The organism is Nitrosomonas sp. Is35, from assembly GCF_033063295.1.
In the GTDB taxonomy this organism is placed as follows: domain Bacteria; phylum Pseudomonadota; class Gammaproteobacteria; order Burkholderiales; family Nitrosomonadaceae; genus Nitrosomonas.
In genome coordinates this window covers 483,435-501,988 of record NZ_JAWJZH010000001.1, presented here as the reverse complement: position 1 = coordinate 501,988, position 18,554 = coordinate 483,435, and the positions used below count along the sequence as shown (strand labels likewise).

The window sequence follows — 18,554 nt, the reverse complement described above, 5'->3', positions numbered from 1 at the left end:
AGAATTTAATGCGTTTTGACAAACTAACCACTAAGTTTCAACAAGCCTTCGCGGATGCGCAGAGTATCGCCGTCGGTCAGGATAATCCGGCCATCGAACCACAGCATCTTCTGTTGGCGTTACTGCAACAAGACGATGGCAGTACCGTTTCTTTACTGCAACGCTCCGGTGTCAATACCACGCCGCTGCTGGAGAGCGTCAAACAGAACGTGCAGCGTCTGCCGAAAGTGGAAAACGCGGGGGGAGAAGTGAATATCTCACGCACCCTGAATAATCTGCTCAATCTGGCGGATAAGGAAGCGCAGAAACGCAATGATCAATTCATCGCTTCAGAAATGTTCCTGCTGGCCTGTTTGCAGGACAAAGGCGAGATTAGCGCATTACTCAAACAGCATGGCGCCAATGCCGCAGCACTGGAACGCGCCATCAACGCCATCCGGGGCGGCGAACAGGTCAGCAGCGCGGAAGCGGAAAGCAGCCGGGAAGCCTTGAAAAAATACACGCTGGATCTCACCGAACGGGCACGCCAAGGCAAACTGGATCCGGTGATCGGGCGCGACGATGAAATCCGCCGGGCAATACAAGTGTTGCAACGGCGCACCAAAAACAATCCGGTGCTGATCGGTGAACCAGGCGTGGGCAAAACCGCTATCGTTGAAGGCTTGGCGCAGCGCATAGTCAACGGGGAGGTGCCGGAAAGTCTGAAAGACAAACGCGTTCTCTCACTGGATATGGCCGCCCTGCTGGCCGGCGCCAAGTATCGCGGTGAGTTTGAGGAACGCCTCAAATCGGTACTCAAAGAACTGGCGCAGGACGAAGGAAAAACCATTGTCTTCATCGACGAACTGCATACCATGGTGGGTGCCGGTAAAGCGGAAGGCGCGATGGATGCGGGCAATATGTTGAAACCGGCGTTGGCACGCGGAGAATTGCACTGTGTCGGCGCGACAACCCTGGACGAATACCGCAAATACATTGAAAAAGACGCCGCACTGGAACGGCGCTTTCAGAAAGTGCTGGTGGAAGAACCGAGTGTGGAAGCCACCATTGCAATCCTGCGTGGCTTACAGGAAAGATATGAAGTACATCATGGCGTGGATATTACCGACCCCGCCATCGTCGCGGCAGCGGAATTATCCAACCGCTATATTACCGACCGTTTCCTGCCGGACAAGGCAATCGATCTGATCGACGAAGCTGCGGCACGCATTCGTATGGAAATTGACTCCAAACCGGAAGCGCTGGATAAACTGGACCGGCGTTTGATACAGCTTAAAATTGAACGTGAAGCAATCAAGAAAGAGAAGGACGAAGCTTCGCAAAAACGGCTCCAATTGCTGGAAGATGAAATAAAACAGAAAGAACGCGAATACGCCGATCTGGCGGAAATCTGGAAAATGGAAAAATTCCAGGTGCAAGGTTCGCAGCAAGTCAAAGAAGAAATGGAAAAAATCAAGCTGGAAATCGAGGCGGCTACCCGCAAAGGCGATTGGCAGAAAGTTTCGGAATTGCAGTACGGACGGCTGCCGCAACTGGAAGCGCAATTGCAATCTCAGCTGAAACAACAAGGAGAAGATAAGGAAGCTGGCACGGCAAACGCGCCTAAATTATTGCGTACCCAGGTCGGCGCGGAGGAAATCGCCGAAGTGGTATCGCGCGCGACCGGCATTCCGGTATCGAAAATGATGCAAGGTGAGCGCGAAAAACTGCTGCTGATGGAACAAAAGCTGCATGACCGCGTGGTCGGGCAAGATGAAGCCGTGCGCCTGGTATCGGATGCGATCCGCCGTTCCCGTGCCGGGTTGGCCGATCCGAACCGGCCGTATGGATCGTTCCTGTTCCTGGGTCCGACCGGCGTGGGCAAAACCGAACTGTGCAAAGCCTTGGCCGGATTCTTGTTCGACTCGGAAGATCACTTAATCCGCGTCGATATGTCCGAATTCATGGAAAAACATTCGGTTGCACGCCTGATTGGCGCCCCCCCAGGCTATGTCGGCTATGAGGAAGGCGGCTACTTAACCGAACTGGTGCGCAGAAAACCGTATGCGGTCATCTTGCTGGATGAAGTGGAGAAAGCGCATCCCGATGTATTCAATGTGTTATTGCAAGTTCTGGATGACGGGCGCATGACCGATGGCCAAGGACGCACGGTTGATTTTAAAAATACCGTGATCGTCATGACATCCAATTTAGGATCGCAAATGATTCAGGAAATGTCCGGGAACGACTATCAGGTTATCAAACAGGCTGTGATGGGTGAGGTAAAAACCTACTTTAGACCGGAATTCATTAATCGTATCGACGAAGTGGTCGTGTTCCATGCGCTGGATCAGCGGCATATCCGATCCATCGCTAAGATTCAGTTGCAGTATCTTGAAGCCAGACTGGCCAAGCTGGAAATGAAGCTTGAGGTCAGCGATGCCGCATTGTCAGCTATCTCGGAAGTTGGCTTTGATCCGGTATTCGGCGCACGTCCGCTAAAACGCGCGATCCAGACGCAAATTGAGAATCCATTGGCCAAAGAGATATTGGAAGGAAAATTTGTTGCAAAAGATACGATTAAGGTTGATCTCAGCGATGACACGATCCGTTTCACGCGTGTGAGCGGATAGCGGCATGCTATCAATGAATTCCAAAATGCGAATGGAAACGAGCAGTCAGAAAAAATAACCCGGGAGACATGGTGAATATACTTACACGCTATGAGATTCGGGTAAAATGTATTCTTTTTACCGGATAGATTGTCATGTTTAAAGGTAGCTTGGTTGCTATCGTCACCCCGATGGATGAAGAAGGCGGATTGGATCTGGATCGCTTTCGCGCGCTGCTCGATTTCCACATAGACCAGGGTACCGACGGTGTCGTCATCGTTGGTACGACAGGCGAATCCCCAACAGTAGATTTTGAGGAACATCATCTGTTGATGCGTACCGCGGTCGATCATGTGGCCGGACGCATACCGGTGATTGCCGGCACCGGCGCCAATTCAACACGAGAAGCGATCGATTTATCAATTTATGCCAAGAATGCCGGCGTTGATGCCTGCCTCTCGGTTGCACCTTATTACAATAAGCCGACTCAGGAAGGGCTGTATCAACACTTCAAAGCAATCGCCGAGGCGGTTGATATCCCGCACATTTTATATAACGTTCCGGGCCGGACAGTGGCCGATATCCGCAACGATACGGCGTTACGTTTAGCGCAGATTCCCAACATCGTCGGCATTAAAGATGCCACCGGCGATATTGGGCGCGGTTCCGATCTATTACAACGCGCACCGTCCGATTTCTTCATTTATAGCGGGGATGATGTCAGTGGACTGGCGTTTTTGCTGCTGGGCGGGCATGGTGTCATTTCAGTCACGGCCAATGTAGCGCCCCGGATGATGCACGACATGTGCGCCGCGGCATTTGCAGGCGACCTCAATACCGCGCGCGCGATCAATAATAAGCTTTTGCGTTTACACATCGATCTGTTCGTTGAAGCCAACCCTATCCCGGTAAAATGGGCTGTCGAACAAATGGGACTGATCGGTCCCGGAATCCGCCTGCCACTCACACCTTTATCCAGCCAGTACCACCAACTTATTCGCGAAGCAATGCAGTCAGCCAATATCCACGATTTGAAGAGGTAAGATGTCAAAAATGAAATGGCGGAAAGTCACTATACCGTCTCTGGTATTGACGCTTTCATTGGCAAGTACAGGTTGTAAAATGATCGACCTGTTCCCGGAAACTAAAACCATCGATTACAAGTCAGCAGGAAAACTGCCGCCTTTAGAAATTCCACCCGATCTGATTCAACCGGCTATTGATGAACGTTATGCAATTCCCGAAGTGAATTCATCCGGCAGCACGACTTTCTCCAGCTACAACAACGAACGAGGGGGTGGACAGCAAAAAACCGCCAATTCCTCCTTAATACCGCTATCCATTCAGAATGTGCATATTGAACGCGCCGGAACACAGCGCTGGCTGGTGATTCCTCAACCTCCCGAAGCCGTTTGGCCGGTGGTTAAGGAATTCTGGCAAGAACTGGGTTTCCTGATCAAAATGGAAGTCCCCGAAGCCGGTATTATGGAAACCGATTGGGCTGAGAATCGAGCCAAGATTCCGCAAGATATTATTCGTACTTTTCTCTCCACCTTTTTGGATAGCATTTATTCAACCGCTGAACGCGACAAATTCCGTACCCGGCTGGAACGCAACGACATGACCACCGAGGTGTATATCAGCCATCGCGGCATGACTGAGGTGCTGGAAGGCGGTAGTCTCAACCGCACGGTCTGGCAACCGCGCCCGGCCGATCCTGATTTGGAAGCCGAAATGCTATCCCGTTTGATGATGCGCTTTGGTGTCGAGGAACAAAAGGCAAAACTGGAGTTAACCACCGGCAGAAGCTCGACCACGGAACGCGCATTCATCAATTCAGAGGGTACTTCGCTGGTCGTTAACGAAGCATTTGACCGGTCATGGCGGCGAGTCGGCTTGGCACTGGATCGAATTGGCTTCACCGTTGAGGATCGCAATCGAGAGCAAGGCATCTATTTTGTACGTTACGTCAGCCCTGATAAAGACAGTAAGAAAAAAGGCGATGATGAAGGCATTCTTTCCAATATCATGTTTTGGCGCAGCGGGGATAAAGATAGCGCGAAAGCCGAAAAATACCGCATACAGGTACACAACACCGGCACAAACACCAGTAATGTCACTTTGCTGAATGATGATGGAACAACTGTAGGCTCCGCTACTGCAAGCCGCATTCTAAAGCTATTGCACGAGCAGCTTAAATAGCAGGAGCAATTCAGCCTGGATGAGATTTTTGAGGCGTTAGTTTTGTAGTTGCTCTTCTCTTATTAAAGAGCACAAAAAATAGAAACAAATTTACAAACAAAAAACCGCCCTAAGGCGGTTTTTTTAATCCTTCCAAGCAGAAGAATTATTTTTTACTATCTGCTTCGCCACCACTCATGATTTTTTCGTAGTTTGCTTTTTCAGTTTCAGGCAGTGCTTGGCTAGGTTTTCCACCACATGCTGATAAAGTTACCGATAGTAAAAATGCAGCCAGAAGAGCATATTTCATATGATTTTCCTTATAAAAAGTTCTTAAAATAAACAATGCAGTATATAACAAATTTAACTCATCTTTCAAGCTTTTTACTTAGCCGAAAGTAATCCATTCATATCTGCCATTCAGGTTTTAATCATCCAGACAATAAAAGCATCTGAATGATCCCTGTTTTCTGAAAATCCATTTCCTGTTACTTGAGTATAGCAGTGAGAAATGGAAACCAGAGATTTTGATTGATGCACAAAAAAACAAACTGCCAACAATATCCAGCAAATTTATCTTTTTATAATCAATCAGCAAGTCACAAATTTCCTTGCGAGAATGTGTGACTCAAGAAGTGCGTTTCTAAACAGCTTTTGACGATTACTGCGATAATATTTTCGCAATAACTCTGCTATTTGCTAATCCTTTTTATTTTGATTCTTGAGGTTCGGAATCTCTAGGTCCATAAGCGGATGGAGGTGGTTTATCCATTGGATAACCATCAAGACTTTTCTTTCCTTCACAAGCACTTAATGTCAATATAGCAAAAGCGATTACTACCAGTGAAAATCTAAACATTCAATCTCCCGTTTTTTCATTTACATTTACGTCCAATAGGATAATCGAACTCATCCGATTATACAAATTTGATTCAAGAAATTCTGCTCCAGAATCGCTGTATTGTTCAATTAATACAATGCGGTAACAAGTGATTGCAGAGAAGATTAACCAACGATTTGATTGAACAAAAACTTTACTTTGACAGTACTTAGTTTTTATCTCGAATATAACCATTGACATACCACTGATAAAGAATTTCCTCAGTTTCTTTATCCAATTCGCAAGCGGGCGGCAATTCATAATTATCAGCCAGCTCAATCAATGTCTTGTATGCATCAGCACCGACTTCAACAGTCTCACCATTAATAAAGAATTTATCACGGCCACTCAGCATTCTGCTTTTTAAATCCAACTGCACGCCATTTTCTTTAATCCGCTTGAGAAAAACACGCGATGACGATGGTTTAGCGGGTTGCGCAAAAAAAACATGTGATTTAGGTTCCGAGAGATAAATACCCAGAAAATCCTCGATGTTATCGCGCCCCCAGTTAATCTTCTTCAAGATTACATTAACCTGGGATTGCATTGCAGCACTGATTTTTGAAGGGTGCGATTGCCATTGCAAATCGGGATCGGAGTACCACCCATCCGTTAAAATAGTATCCTGCAAATGAACGAGAAATTGCGTTATCAATTCTTGCTGGCTGGGAGCACGAAAACCTACGGAATATGTCATACAGTCATCCACGGCAATACCGTTATGCGCGTATTTTGGCGGCAAGTAAAGCATATCGCCGGGGTTTAGCACCCATTCCTGCTCAGGTTGAAAATTCTTCAAAATCCTGAGCGGCGCATCGGCGATAAATTCATCATCCAATTGCGCGGATATCTGCCACCGTCTGGAACCCATCCCTTGCAATAAGAACACGTCATAGGAATCGAAATGCGGCCCGATCCCGCCGCCCTTAGGAGCATAACTCACCATCAAATCATCCAGCCGGGTGTGCGGTATGAAGCGGAATTTTGATAATAAATCGCGCGCCGGAGCAAGAAAATGATTCACATCTTGCACGAGCAATGTCCATTGTTTTTTTGGCAGCTTTGCCAAATCATGGTCGCTAAACGGACCATACGTGAGATGCCATTTGCCGCTTCTCTGTATCACAAGACGGGATTGCGCGTCTTCATCACACGCCAATGCCATCAATTCTTCGCGTGTCAATAAGCCATTAAAACCCGGTAAAGCATTCCTCACCAGCAGAGGCTGCTTCTGCCAATAATCACGCAAAAAATTCTTCGGGGTCACATCGCCCAAGGAAATAGTTTTTATTTTACTGATGTTCAATCTCCTTACCATTTCTCAGTTTCTCAATGCCGGCAATGATTCAGTTTGCAGTACGAATTTCAGCGCCAATCCGTTATTGCACCAGCGCTCCCCTCTGGGCGGCGGGCCATCTTTAAAAACATGTCCTTGATGCCCTCCGCAACGCGCGCAATGGTACTCGGTGCGGAGAAAAATCAACTGATAATCCGGTTTGGTGCCGACATGCCCGGCTATCGGTTGCGTAAAACTTGGCCAGCCGCTTGCGCTTTCATATTTATTCCGGCTCTCAAACAGCGGTAAGTAACAAGCGGCACAAACGAATGTCCCGTCACGCTCTTCGCTATTCAATTCACTACTGCCGGGCTCTTCGGTCTCTTCTTCAAACAAAATCCGGTAAGCTTCCGGCGCGACTAATCCGCGCCATGCTTCGTGCGGCTTATTGAGCGTCACAATCGCCGGATTGATGCCTGTTGCTGCGAGCCGCAACGGCCACATAAGCGAAACGGCAGGTAACGTCGCCAATACGCTCATCCGTTGCAGAAAAATGCGCCGGTTCATTAAAAAACCCTTATATCATCCAAGCGGCCCGTCGGCCTTATCACATCGAAAAAGAATGTCCATTCAGCAGACAAGTTTGCATTAAAACGTTCAATACTCAGGTCTAGCTAACCAAGATTTTGCTGCATCCAGCGGTGCAGATTTAACCGCAAATCCTGTATCATTTCGTTTTTAGGATTATATCTTAGCCCACATGAAAATCACTTTTCTGGAATTTGAGCAAAATATCGCAGAATTTGAATCAAAAATTGAAGAACTACGCTTTGCGCAAGATGATTCGGCCTTGGATATCTCTGCTGAAATTGCACGCTTACAAGCAAAAAGCCAATCCCTGACAAAAAATGTATACGCAAAACTGACACCTTGGCAAATCTCGCAAGTGGCCCGCCATCCGCAACGCCCCTATACATTGGATTACATAGAGCATCTATTTACCGACTTTGAAGAACTGCATGGCGACCGGAATTTCTCGGATGACCATGCGATTGTCGGCGGTTTAGCGCGATTTAACGGCCAAACCGTTATGGTGATCGGCCATCAGAAAGGGCGTGACACTCGGGAGAAAATCTACCGCAACTTTGGTATGCCGAAACCGGAAGGCTATCGCAAAGCATTGCGCTTAATGCGCTTGGCGGAAAAATTCTCAATTCCGCTGATTACTTTTATCGATACACCCGGCGCATATCCCGGTATTGATGCGGAAGAGCGCGGACAATCCGAAGCCATCGGCAGAAATCTTTATGTCCTGGCGGAATTAAAAATTCCTATTATCTGCGTCGTTATCGGTGAAGGCGGTTCTGGCGGTGCTTTAGCTGTTGCCGTTGGTGATGTGATACACATGCTGCAGTATGCCACCTATTCCGTCATATCGCCGGAAGGCTGCGCTTCCATTTTGTGGAAAAGCGCCGACAAAGCACCGGAAGCCGCAGAAATCATGGGTATTACGGCTGATCGCTTGAAGGCAATGAATTTGATCGACAGTATCATCACGGAACCGATCGGGGGCGCCCACCGGGATTACCCGGCTATCATGCAATCGGTAAAAACCGTGTTGCAGGAATCACTGCGCAAATTTCAGGATCATTCCAGTGAAACGCTACTGGCAAAACGTCTGGACCGGCTTATGGCATATGGCTCATTCAAGGAAGTCAAAATCGAATAGCCTGCTAAGTGACGCTGAAGCAGTATTACTTGCGCATATAAAACCTGGCGATCATCTCACCATTGCTCTGAGCGGCGGTATCGACTCAGTCGTGTTGCTGGATGTACTCGCTCAATTATCTCAACAGATACCCTTTACACTTTCCGCTGTACATGTGAATCATGGTATCAGCCTCAATGCAGCCGGTTGGAGCAATTTCTGCAGCCATCTCTGCGCAGCTTATGGTGTTTCGATCCACGTTGCTACTCTGCAATTAAAAAAAGAAGTCGGAACAAGCCTTGAAGCCATTGCCCGGGAAGAACGTTATCGCATCTTCAGCCGCATGCATGCGGATTACGTGGTTGTTGCGCAACACCTGGACGATCAGGCCGAAACACTGCTACTGCAATTATTTCGCGGTGCTGGAATCCGGGGGTTGAGCGCGATGCCGCTGATCAGAAAGCAAGATTCCGATACCGCGCCGCAAATTCTCCGCCCGCTATTGAAAATTTCCCGTAGTAGAATCGAAGCCTACGCTCATAAAAATCAATTAACCTGGATCAACGACGAAAGCAATGACGACACCGGTTTCAATCGGAATTTCCTGCGGCACGAGATTCTGCCCTTACTGAAGAAACGCTATCCCAGTTATCCGAAAACATTGCTGCGCACCAGCCGTCACTTGTCTGAAGCATCGTTATTACTGGACGAACTGGCTGCAATGGACAGTGAAAATTGCGTTGTCTCCGGCTTGCTGCAAGTCGAGCGCATACGCAAGCTCAGTTTTGCGCGTGCAAAAAATCTCCTACGCTATAGGTTGTCGCAACAGGGTGCGCTACTTCCCAGCACGGCAAAATTGGAAGATATTGTGAATCAGCTTTTGTCCGCGAATAAGGACAACCGGCTCCACATCATCTTTGGTCATAGCGAAATTCGTTGTTTCAAAGGTGCCGTTCATATCCTGCCTAAGCAATCTTCACTGCAAAATCCGGAACAATTCACATGGCAAGGAGAACCGTGTTTAGCGTTGCGGCATCTGAGCGGCAGCATCCGCTTTACGCACGTAGAGAATCAGGGTATCAACCAACAAAAATTATCAAATGCACCGGTAACCGTTCGTTCCCGGCAAGGCGGCGAACGCTTCATGCCGGCTTGCAATCGCCCGCGCAGAAGCTTGAAAAACTTACTGCAAGAAGCATCCATTCCACCCTGGCAACGCAATACCCTACCGCTACTGTTCTGCGGCGAACAGCTGGTATGGGTTCCGGGAATCGGCATCGATTGTGAATTTCAAGTAAAATCGGGAGAAACGGGAGTTTTACCGCTGTGGGATTCAGCATGAACAAGACCGGAATTCAGATTATCGATTGACTCAACTGGAAAATTGCATGATTTTAGTCACAGGGGGCGCAGGATTTATTGGCAGTAATTTTGTTCTCGATTGGTTAGCACAATCGGATGAGCGGGTCATCAATCTCGATAAATTGACTTATGCCGGAAATTTACAAAACCTAGCGCCATTGTCTCAAGATTCTCGGCATATATTTGTAAAAGGCGATATCGGCGATACCCGATTGATTTCACAATTGCTGACTCTGTATCAGCCGCGCGCAATCATCAACCTTGCTGCTGAAAGCCATGTCGATCGTTCCATTCTCGGACCGGAAGATTTCATTCAAACCAATATTCTGGGTACGTTTCGCTTATTGGAAGCAACACATGCCTATTGGCGCGAGCTGGAGTCCGCCGCAAAACAAAGTTTCCGCTTTCTTCATGTTTCAACCGATGAGGTTTACGGTTCATTGAGAAAAAATGATCCCGCATTTACCGAAGCACATCGTTATGAACCCAATAGCCCCTATTCAGCCAGCAAAGCAGCCAGCGATCACTTAGTCCGCGCCTATCACCATACCTATGGGTTACCCATACTGACTACCAATTGTTCTAACAATTATGGCCCGTACCAGTTTCCAGAAAAATTGATTCCTTTAATGATCGTGAATGCGTTAGCAGGAAAATCCTTGCCGGTATATGGAGATGGCCAGCAAGTACGCGACTGGCTTTATGTTACCGATCACTGCAGCGCAATCCGGCGTGTATTGGAGCGTGGCACTCCGGGAGAAACTTATAATATAGGCGGCTGGAACGAGAAGCCTAATATTGAAATTGTGCAGACCATCTGCGGCCTGCTGGAAGAATCTTATCCCGGAAAAAATTTTCATAACCTCATCACGTACGTTCAGGATCGGCCAGGACACGACAGACGCTATGCAATCGATGCGACGAAAATCGAACACGAGCTCGATTGGAGACCGGTCGAAACATTCGCTACCGGTATACGAAAAACGATCCAGTGGTACTTGAGCAACCGGCAGTGGGTAACTGATGTGCAAACCGGCGCTTACCAGGAATGGATCAAAACGCACTATGCCGGATTGCAGTCATGAAAATTCTATTATTCGGCAAAAACGGTCAGGTCGGATGGGAATTACAGCGCAGTCTCGTGCCACTGGGTGAATTAATCGCATTAAGTTCAGCCAGTAAAGAATTATGCGGTGACATAACCGACTTCGCCGGTATACAACAAACCTTGCGGCAACTCTCGCCCGATATTATCGTCAATGCAGCAGCTTATACTGCGGTCGATAAAGCTGAGAGTGAGCCTGAACGAGCTTATGCACTCAATGCTGAAGCACCTGCTGTGCTGGCACAAGAGGCAAAAAGACTCAATGCATGGCTGATCCATTATTCAACCGATTACGTCTTTAATGGCCATAGCAGTCAACCCTATCTTGAAACTGATGATTGCGATCCGCTCAACGTCTATGGGAAATCTAAATTGGAAGGTGAGAAAGACATCCTCAATTCCGGCTGCTCACATTTGATTTTTCGTACCAGCTGGGTTTATGCCGCTTATGGAAATAATTTCATCAAAACAATACTTCGCTTGGCGCAGCAGCGCGACAAATTAACCATAGTGGATGATCAAATCGGTTCGCCAACCGGAGCAGAGCTAATTGCCGATATTACTGCTCATGCATTGCTTATGATTAAGGAAAAACCCGCGATATCCGGTTTGTATCACTTGACTGCCGGTGGAAGCACTTCATGGTATGGGTTTGCTAAATTTATCCTGGAAAATGCAGAACGCATGAATTACCAGCTCAAAATCCAATCCAGCACATTGAAACCAATAGCTAGCAGTGATTTTCCTCTGCCAGCAAAACGTCCGTTCAATTCTCGTCTCGATACTGGAAAACTGACAAAAACTTTTGATCTCACTTTGCCATCATGGCAAACCGGAGCAGCGCGAACGCTAACAGAGCTACTCAATAAATAATCTGTAAATGCGGTCAAGTAAAAATGTGTCTCTTACCGCATTGTCAGTGCATGGCCAGAAAGCATATTAAAAACGATTTGACTAAATCGTTTGCTAAATAAGCCCGATAGACCTTCATTCGGCGTAAAATCAACCAAATCCTCTGCCTGAATAATCTCGCGTGCGACATATTCGGCATTGCCCATTTCATCGGCAAGCCCTAAATCAATACTTTTCTGACCTGTCCAGACAATTCCGCTGAATATCTCCGGAACATCTTTTAAACGTTCACCTCTGCCTTGTTTTACTACTTGAATGAATTGCTCGTGTATTTCACGCAATAAATGTGTCGCATGTTCCTTTTGTATAGGATCTAAAGGTGCAAAAGGATCCAGGAAATTTTTATTCTCGCCAGCAGTAAGCAATCGCCTCTCAATACCTAGTTTTTCTAAGGTACCAGTAAAGCCGAAGCCATCTATCAGCACACCAATTGAACCAATCAGGCTGGCTTTATCAACAAAAATTTTATCAGCAGCTACAGCTACGTAATATCCACCCGAAGCACAAATGTCTCCAACTACAGCATAAAGCGGTATATCCGGGTATTTGGTTCGCAATCGGCGTATTTCATCATTGATATACCCAGCTTGAACTGGGCTTCCTCCAGGGCTATTTATACGTAATACTACACCCTTGGTGTTTTTATCTTGAAACGCTAAACGCAAGCTAGCATTAACTTTATCGGCATTACTCATGCTATCGGGAGTAATCATGCCGCGTAAATCAATAAGTGCAGTATGCTTCTCGGCAATTCGAACTCTGCCATCTTCTATCCAGCCTAGGGCAAAAAATAACAAAATGAAAAGATATAAAAAAGTGATTAGCTTAAAAAATATCCCCCAATTGCGCGTGCGTCGCTGCTCACGAAGAGATGCCAGAGCAAGGTTTTCAATTAGATCTCTTTCCCAATCCTCTTTCTTAACTTCAGATTCACTCATAGCCATCCACTTAAATCAGAAATGAATATTATTGAAAATATTGCAGACAATTGCAATCTAGATTCTAAGGAAGCTCTTGTCGATTATTATCAGCAACAAGACTATTGAAGAAATTTTGCAGTTTTACAAATCCGGGAAGTAGAAAACAGAAAACCTCTCATCAAATTAAATCTTGATGAGAGGTTTCTAAATAAGAGTGCCTGGCGGTAACCTACTTTCACATGCGAATGCACACTATCATCGGCGCAGCTTCGTTTCACGGTTCTGTTCGGGATGGGAAGAGGTGGGTCCAAAGTGCTATGGCCGCCAAGCGTAACTTGAAACTGAATAATATTAAACAAATATTATTCAAAAAGGAAAAAGTAAAATGGATTAGAGTATATTAATAACAAAAATTATCAAAGTTATAGGATCAAGCCTCACGGTCAATTAGTATCGGTTAGCTTAACATATTACTATGCTTCCACACCCGACCTATCAACGTCGTAGTCTTCGACGAACCTTTAGGAGGGTTAAACCCTCGGGAAGTCTTATCTTGAGGAGAGTTTCCCGCTTAGATGCTTTCAGCGGTTATCTCGTCCGCACATAGCTACCCGGCGATACGACTGGCGTCATAACCGGTACACCAGAGGTGCGTCCACTCCGGTCCTCTCGTACTAGGAGCAGGTCCTCTCAAACTTCCAACGCCCACGGCAGATAGGGACCAAACTGTCTCACGACGTTTTAAACCCAGCTCACGTACCACTTTAAATGGCGAACAGCCATACCCTTGGGACCGGCTACAGCCCCAGGATGTGATGAGCCGACATCGAGGTGCCAAACTCCCCCGTCGATATGAACTCTTGGGAGGAATCAGCCTGTTATCCCCGGCGTACCTTTTATCCGTTGAGCGATGGCCCTTCCATACAGAACCACCGGATCACTATGACCTGCTTTCGCACCTGCTCGACTTGTCAGTCTCGCAGTTAAGCACGCTTTTGCCATTGCACTATCAGCACGATTTCCGACCGTACCTAGCGTACCTTCGTACTCCTCCGTTACAATTTGGGAGGAGACCGCCCCAGTCAAACTGCCTACCATACACGGTCCCCAATCCAGATAATGGATTTAGGTTAGAACCTCAACAACACCAGGGTGGTATTTCAACGATGGCTCCATGAATTCTAGCGAATTCACTTCAAAGCCTCCCACCTATCCTACACAAATGTTATCAAAGTCCAATGTAAAGCTACAGTAAAGGTGCACGGGGTCTTTCCGTCTAGCCGCGGGGAGATTGCATCTTCACAAACATTTCAACTTCGCTGAGTCCCAGGAGGAGACAGTGTGGCCATCGTTACGCCATTCGTGCAGGTCGGAACTTACCCGACAAGGAATTTCGCTACCTTAGGACCGTTATAGTTACGGCCGCCGTTTACCGGGGCTTCAATCAAGAGCTTGCACCCCATCATTTAACCTTCCGGCACCGGGCAGGCGTCACACTCTATACGTCCACTTACGTGTTTGCAGAGTGCTATGTTTTTATTAAACAGTCGCAGCCACCAATTCATTGCAACCCTGTTCTGCTTCACGCGCGAGGCGCTACACATACAGAGGGCACACCTTTTCCCGAAGTTACGGTGCTATTTTGCCGAGTTCCTTCTCCTGAGTTCTCTCAAGCGCCTTAGAATTCTCATCCTACCCACCTGTGTTGGTTTACGGTACGGTCTCTATTCAACTAGAGCTTAGTGGCTTTTCCTGGAAGTATGGTATCGCTCACTTGGCACTCCTAAGAGTGTTGCGTTATCACGTCTCAACTAAGCTATCCGGATTTACCTAAACAGCACGTCTACACGCTTGAACCGGGACATCCAACACCCGGCTGAGTTAACCTTCTTCGTCCCCACATCGCATTGAACAAAGGTACTGGAATTTTAACCAGTTTCCCATCAGCTACGCATTTCTGCCTCACCTTAGGGGCCGACTCACCCTGCGCCGATTAACGTTGCACAGGAAACCTTGGGTTTTCGGCGAGGGAGTCTTTCACTCCCTTTATCGCTACTCATGTCAGCATTCGCACTTCCGATACCTCCAGCAGTCTTTACAAACTACCTTCGCAGGCTTACGGAACGCTCTCCTACCATTTACATAAAATGTAAATCCCTAGCTTCGGTGCACAATTTGAGCCCCGTTACATCTTCCGCGCAGGACGACTCGATCAGTGAGCTATTACGCTTTCTTTAAAGGGTGGCTGCTTCTAAGCCAACCTCCTGACTGTCTATGCCTTCCCACTTCGTTTCCCACTTAATTGTGTCTTGGGGACCTTAGCTGAGGGTCTGGGTTGTTTCCCTTTTGACACCGGACGTTAGCACCCGATGTCTGTCTCCCATGCTCGCACTCTTTGGTATTCGGAGTTTGCAATGGTTTGGTAAGTCTCAATGACCCCCTAGCCATAACAGTGCTCTACCCCCAAAGGTGATACATGAGGCACTACCTAAATAGTTTTCGGAGAGAACCAGCTATTTCCAGATTTGTTTAGCCTTTCACCCCTACCCACAGCTCATCCCCTAATTTTTCAACATTAGTGGGTTCGGACCTCCACGAGGTGTTACCCTCGCTTCATCCTGGCCATGAGTAGATCATCTGGTTTCGGGTCTACACCCAGCAACTATACGCCCTATTAAGACTCGCTTTCGCTGCGCCTCCCCTATCCGGTTAAGCTTGCTACTGAATGTAAGTCGCTGACCCATTATACAAAAGGTACGCAGTCACCCTTACGGGCTCCCACTGTTTGTATGCATGCGGTTTCAGGATCTATTTCACTCCCCTTCCGGGGTTCTTTTCGCCTTTCCCTCACGGTACTGGTTCACTATCGGTCGATTACGAGTATTTAGCCTTAGAGGATGGTCCCCCTATCTTCAAACAGGATTTCACGTGTCCCGCTCTACTTATCTCAATCTTAGTTCTATATTTGAATTTTCGCCTACGGGACTATCACCCACTACGGTTTAACTTTCCAGAAAATTTGACTAATTCAAATACTAAATATTGAAGGCTGATCCCAGTTCGCTCGCCACTACTTTGGGAATCTCGGTTGATTTCTTTTCCTCTGGTTACTTAGATGTTTCAGTTCTCCAGGTTCGCTACACTTAACTTATATATTCAGCTAAGGTTGACTCCTGCTCAATTAATTTTAATAAAAATCAAAACTAATTAAGCAAGAGTCAGGTTTCCCCATTCGGATATCTCCGGATCATAGCTTGTTTGCCAGCTCCCCGAAGCTTTTCGCAGGCTTCCACGTCCTTCATCGCCTGTAATCGCCAAGGCATCCACCACATGCACTTATTCACTTGATCCTATAACTTTAATAACTTAATGAAATTATAGTCTCTATACTTGTTGCATTATTTTTAAGATACAATCTAACCCATAATTTATTTCACAAATAATCAAAAAATTTACGATTATTTGATACAAATAAATATTTTACTTTTTCCAAATTTTTAAAGAACAAAATTAATTTCAACAGGCAAGAAATATATCACACAAGCTTATGATGATAAAAAATAGTTTTTACTAATACCAGCGCTTAAGAACTATAAATTGGTGGAGGTGAACGGGATCGAACCGATGACCCCCTGCTTGCAAAGCAGGTGCTCTCCCAGCTGAGCTACACCCCCTATATGTTGGTGGGTCTGGGTGGACTTGAACCACCGACCCCACGCTTATCAAGCGTGTGCTCTAACCAACTGAGCTACAGACCCTTGATGAGCCCAAATTCCACTCAAACATTAGCACAAGCTTTTGATTTTTTAGTCTTGCCTATAAACAATCGATAGGTTGTGAGTACTTAAACGAGATACTCTTGAAAGGAGGTGATCCAGCCGCAGGTTCCCCTACGGCTACCTTGTTACGACTTCACCCCAGTCATGAACCTCACCGTGGCAAGCGCCCTCCTTGCGGTTAGACTACCTGCTTCTGGTGAAACCCACTCCCATGGTGTGACGGGCGGTGTGTACAAGACCCGGGAACGTATTCACCGCGACATGCTGATCCGCGATTACTAGCGATTCCAACTTCACGGAGTCGAGTTGCAGACTCCGATCCGGACTACGACGCGCTTTCTGAGATTAGCTCCCCCTCGCGGGTTGGCAACCCTCTGTACGCGCCATTGTATTACGTGTGAAGCCCTACCCATAAGGGCCATGAGGACTTGACGTCATCCCCACCTTCCTCCGGTTTATCACCGGCAGTCTCATTAAAGTGCCCAACCAAATGATGGCAATTAATGACAAGGGTTGCGCTCGTTGCGGGACTTAACCCAACATCTCACGACACGAGCTGACGACAGCCATGCAGCACCTGTGTTCAGATTCCCTTTCGGGCACAAATTCATCTCTGAAAATTTTCTGACATGTCAAGGGTAGGTAAGGTTTTTCGCGTTGCATCGAATTAATCCACATAATCCACCGCTTGTGCGGGTCCCCGTCAATTCCTTTGAGTTTTAATCTTGCGACCGTACTCCCCAGGCGGTCAACTTCACGCGTTAGCTACGTTACCAAGTCTATTAAGACCCGACAACTAGTTGACATAGTTTAGGGCGTGGACTACCAGGGTATCTAATCCTGTTTGCTCCCCACGCTTTCGTGCATGAGCGTCAGTGCTAGCCCAGGAGGTTGCCTTCGCCATCGATGTTCTTCCATATCTCTACGCATTTCACTGCTACACATGGAATTCCACCTCCCTCTGCCGCACTCTAGCTCTGCAGTTTCAAACGCAGTTCCCAGGTTAAGCCCGGGGATTTCACATCTGACTTACAGAACCGCCTGCGCACCCTTTACGCCCAGTAATTCCGATTAACGCTTGCACCCTACGTATTACCGCGGCTGCTGGCACGTAGTTAGCCGGTGCTTCTTCTGTTGATACCGTCATAAGCCATGATTATTAGTCACGACTTTTTCTTTTCAACTGAAAGAGCTTTACAACCCGAAGGCCTTCTTCACTCACGCGGCATTGCTGGATCAGGCTTGCGCCCATTGTCCAAAATTCCCCACTGCTGCCTCCCGTAGGAGTCTGGGCCGTGTCTCAGTCCCAGTGTGGCTGGTCGTCCTCTCAGACCAACTACTGATCGTCGCCTTGGTAAGCCATTACCTTACCAACTAGCTAATCAGACATCAGCCGCTCCAAAAGCATAAGGTCTTTCGATCCCCTACTTTTCTCCTCAGAGATTATGCGGTATTAGCACATCTTTCGATGCGTTATCCCCCACTTTAGGACACGTTCCGATGTATTACTCACCCGTCCGCCACTCGCCACCAGGTGCAAGCACCCGTGCTGCCGTTCGACTTGCATGTGTAAAGCATGCCGCCAGCGTTCAATCTGAGCCAGGATCAAACTCTTAAGTTTAATTCTGGTAAAACTTTCGCTTGACGTATTATGATGTTGATTAATAAAACCAATATCTATTATTTCTTGCGAGTATTTAAATTTTTTGATTCTTTCGAATCTACTCTCAATTTAAGTACTCACACCTATCGATTGTAATTTTTTAAAGAGCGTTGCTACTTGTTTTTAATGTTGCGCAGTAGCGAGAAGCGGAATTATACAGAGTCTAAAAGACCGGTC

12 protein-coding genes, 2 tRNA genes and 3 rRNA genes are annotated in these 18,554 nt (G+C 47.1%); 7 read left to right on the top strand and 10 right to left on the bottom strand.

The window, feature by feature from the left end:
- Positions 1–8 precede the first annotated feature (8 nt).
- From clpB to bamC, 3 genes are all read left to right on the top strand, one after another.
- Positions 9–2,612 carry an ATP-dependent chaperone ClpB gene (gene clpB, locus R2083_RS02360; RefSeq protein WP_317537372.1) on the top strand — a complete coding sequence of 868 codons (2,604 nt, stop codon included), beginning with the start codon at positions 9–11 and terminating at the stop codon, positions 2,610–2,612.
- A 134-nt stretch (positions 2,613–2,746) separates the two neighbouring features.
- A complete protein-coding gene (dapA, locus tag R2083_RS02355; protein ID WP_317537371.1) occupies positions 2,747–3,634 on the top strand; it encodes a 4-hydroxy-tetrahydrodipicolinate synthase in 888 nt (295 codons plus the stop codon).
- A 10-nt stretch (positions 3,635–3,644) separates the two neighbouring features.
- Complete coding sequence (bamC, locus tag R2083_RS02350; protein ID WP_411172536.1) at positions 3,645–4,793, top strand: outer membrane protein assembly factor BamC; 1,149 nt, start codon at positions 3,645–3,647, stop codon at positions 4,791–4,793.
- Between the two features lie 145 nt (positions 4,794–4,938).
- Here bamC and R2083_RS02345 read toward each other — a convergent pair whose 3' ends face one another.
- The 4 genes from R2083_RS02345 to msrB all read right to left on the bottom strand — a co-directional run bounded on the left by R2083_RS02345 (position 4,939) and on the right by msrB (position 7,495).
- Complete coding sequence (locus tag R2083_RS02345; protein ID WP_317537370.1) at positions 4,939–5,082, bottom strand: hypothetical protein; 144 nt, start codon at positions 5,080–5,082, stop codon at positions 4,939–4,941.
- Between the two features lie 399 nt (positions 5,083–5,481).
- Positions 5,482–5,631 (bottom strand): hypothetical protein, encoded by a 150-nt coding sequence (locus tag R2083_RS02340; protein ID WP_181258393.1) that lies wholly within the window; start codon positions 5,629–5,631, stop codon positions 5,482–5,484.
- 190 nt (positions 5,632–5,821) lie between these two features.
- Positions 5,822–6,958 (bottom strand): cupin domain-containing protein, encoded by a 1,137-nt coding sequence (locus R2083_RS02335; RefSeq protein WP_317529941.1) that lies wholly within the window; start codon positions 6,956–6,958, stop codon positions 5,822–5,824.
- Between the two features lie 15 nt (positions 6,959–6,973).
- Positions 6,974–7,495 (bottom strand): peptide-methionine (R)-S-oxide reductase MsrB, encoded by a 522-nt coding sequence (gene msrB / locus R2083_RS02330; RefSeq protein WP_317537369.1) that lies wholly within the window; start codon positions 7,493–7,495, stop codon positions 6,974–6,976.
- Positions 7,496–7,688: 193 nt separating this feature from the next.
- Between msrB and R2083_RS02325 the strand changes: the two genes are divergently transcribed.
- The 4 genes from R2083_RS02325 to rfbD are packed head-to-tail and all read left to right on the top strand — an operon-like array spanning position 7,689 to position 11,976.
- The gene (locus R2083_RS02325) at positions 7,689–8,657 is read left to right on the top strand and encodes an acetyl-CoA carboxylase carboxyltransferase subunit alpha (protein ID WP_317529939.1); all 969 of its coding nucleotides are present in this window, start codon (positions 7,689–7,691) and stop codon (positions 8,655–8,657) included.
- Positions 8,626–9,978: a tRNA lysidine(34) synthetase TilS gene (gene tilS, locus R2083_RS02320; RefSeq protein ID WP_317537368.1), complete on the top strand. Its 1,353-nt coding sequence runs from the start codon at positions 8,626–8,628 to the stop codon at positions 9,976–9,978. The genes R2083_RS02325 and tilS overlap by 32 nt, the downstream gene beginning before the upstream one ends.
- Before the next feature lie 46 nt (positions 9,979–10,024).
- Complete coding sequence (gene rfbB / locus R2083_RS02315) at positions 10,025–11,083, top strand: dTDP-glucose 4,6-dehydratase (RefSeq protein WP_317537367.1); 1,059 nt, start codon at positions 10,025–10,027, stop codon at positions 11,081–11,083.
- Positions 11,080–11,976 carry a dTDP-4-dehydrorhamnose reductase gene (rfbD, locus tag R2083_RS02310; protein WP_317537366.1) on the top strand — a complete coding sequence of 299 codons (897 nt, stop codon included), beginning with the start codon at positions 11,080–11,082 and terminating at the stop codon, positions 11,974–11,976. The genes rfbB and rfbD overlap by 4 nt, the downstream gene beginning before the upstream one ends.
- Positions 11,977–12,008: 32 nt before the next feature.
- On the opposite strand, the gene R2083_RS02305 is transcribed toward rfbD, so the two are convergent.
- The 6 genes from R2083_RS02305 to R2083_RS02280 all read right to left on the bottom strand — a co-directional run bounded on the left by R2083_RS02305 (position 12,009) and on the right by R2083_RS02280 (position 18,335).
- The gene (locus R2083_RS02305) at positions 12,009–12,953 is read right to left on the bottom strand and encodes a S49 family peptidase (protein WP_317537365.1); all 945 of its coding nucleotides are present in this window, start codon (positions 12,951–12,953) and stop codon (positions 12,009–12,011) included.
- Positions 12,954–13,151: 198 nt separating this feature from the next.
- Positions 13,152–13,264 (bottom strand): 5S ribosomal RNA (gene rrf, locus R2083_RS02300).
- Between the two features lie 97 nt (positions 13,265–13,361).
- Positions 13,362–16,285 (bottom strand): 23S ribosomal RNA (locus R2083_RS02295).
- A 248-nt stretch (positions 16,286–16,533) separates the two neighbouring features.
- Positions 16,534–16,609, bottom strand: a tRNA-Ala gene (locus R2083_RS02290).
- A 7-nt stretch (positions 16,610–16,616) separates the two neighbouring features.
- Positions 16,617–16,693 (bottom strand) — tRNA-Ile (locus tag R2083_RS02285).
- Positions 16,694–16,797: 104 nt separating this feature from the next.
- A 16S ribosomal RNA gene (locus R2083_RS02280) occupies positions 16,798–18,335 on the bottom strand.
- The 16S, 23S and 5S rRNA genes sit together here with 2 tRNA genes alongside, the layout of an rRNA operon.
- Between the last annotated feature and the right edge of the window lie 219 nt (positions 18,336–18,554).

Coding starts and splice junctions, on each gene's coding strand:
- clpB (WP_317537372.1), top strand. CDS start 9: ATGCGTTTTGACAAACTAACCACTAAGTTTCAACAAGCCTTCGCGGAT.
- dapA (WP_317537371.1), top strand. CDS start 2,747: ATGTTTAAAGGTAGCTTGGTTGCTATCGTCACCCCGATGGATGAAGAA.
- bamC (WP_411172536.1), top strand. CDS start 3,645: ATGAAATGGCGGAAAGTCACTATACCGTCTCTGGTATTGACGCTTTCA.
- R2083_RS02345 (WP_317537370.1), bottom strand. CDS start 5,082: ATGAAATATGCTCTTCTGGCTGCATTTTTACTATCGGTAACTTTATCA.
- R2083_RS02340 (WP_181258393.1), bottom strand. CDS start 5,631: ATGTTTAGATTTTCACTGGTAGTAATCGCTTTTGCTATATTGACATTA.
- msrB (WP_317537369.1), bottom strand. CDS start 7,495: ATGAACCGGCGCATTTTTCTGCAACGGATGAGCGTATTGGCGACGTTA.
- R2083_RS02325 (WP_317529939.1), top strand. CDS start 7,689: ATGAAAATCACTTTTCTGGAATTTGAGCAAAATATCGCAGAATTTGAA.
- tilS (WP_317537368.1), top strand. CDS start 8,626: ATGGCTCATTCAAGGAAGTCAAAATCGAATAGCCTGCTAAGTGACGCT.
- rfbB (WP_317537367.1), top strand. CDS start 10,025: ATGATTTTAGTCACAGGGGGCGCAGGATTTATTGGCAGTAATTTTGTT.
- rfbD (WP_317537366.1), top strand. CDS start 11,080: ATGAAAATTCTATTATTCGGCAAAAACGGTCAGGTCGGATGGGAATTA.
- R2083_RS02305 (WP_317537365.1), bottom strand. CDS start 12,953: ATGAGTGAATCTGAAGTTAAGAAAGAGGATTGGGAAAGAGATCTAATT.